The organism is Vibrio sp. 10N.222.46.A1, from assembly GCF_041473595.1.
GTDB lineage: Bacteria > Pseudomonadota > Gammaproteobacteria > Enterobacterales > Vibrionaceae > Vibrio > Vibrio tasmaniensis_A.
Genome location: NZ_JBFRSN010000419.1, coordinates 1 through 751, shown reverse-complemented (window position 1 = coordinate 751; position 751 = coordinate 1). Strand labels below are relative to the sequence as shown.

Below are 751 nucleotides of genomic sequence, written 5' to 3'. Positions count from 1 at the left end.
GGTGAAGAAGGCGCTCGTTTCGGTCCTTCTATCATGCCAGGCGGTTCTCCTGAAGCTTGGGAAGCGGTTAAGCCTATCTTCCAAGGTATCTCTGCGAAAACTGACGCGGGTGAGCCTTGTTGTGATTGGGTTGGTAACGACGGTGCTGGTCACTTCGTTAAGATGGTTCACAATGGCATCGAATACGGTGACATGCAGCTTATCACTGAAGCATACCAGTTCATGAAAGATGGCCTAGGTATGAACCACGACGAAATGCAGGCTGTATTTGCTGACTGGAACAAAACTGAGCTAGACAGCTACCTAGTTGAAATCACTGCTGATATCCTTGGTTACAAAGATGAAGACGGTGAAGCGCTAGTTGAGAAGATCCTAGACACTGCTGGCCAAAAAGGTACGGGCAAATGGACAGGTATTAACGCACTAGACATGGGTATCCCACTGACTCTAATCACTGAGTCTGTATTCTCTCGTTGCCTGTCTGCACTTAAAGATCAACGTGTTGAAGCTGAGAAACTGTTCGGTAAGACTGTTGCTCCAGTTGAAGGCGACAAGCAAGAGTGGGTTGATGCAATCCGTCAGGCTCTACTTGCTTCTAAGATCATCTCTTACGCTCAAGGTTTCATGCGAATGCGTGAAGCGTCGAACGAAAACGGTTGGGATCTAAACTACGGTAACGTTGCACTTATGTGGCGTGGCGGTTGTATCATCCGTTCTGCATTCCTAGGCAACATTCGTGATGCTTACGAAG

At 47.8% G+C, this 751-nt stretch carries 1 protein-coding gene; it reads left to right on the top strand.

The annotated features are described in order from the left end of the window. Nucleotides 1–751, top strand: a 751-nt coding sequence (locus AB4496_RS13005; protein WP_372131107.1) for an NAD(P)-binding domain-containing protein, incomplete at both ends; no start/stop codon positions are given.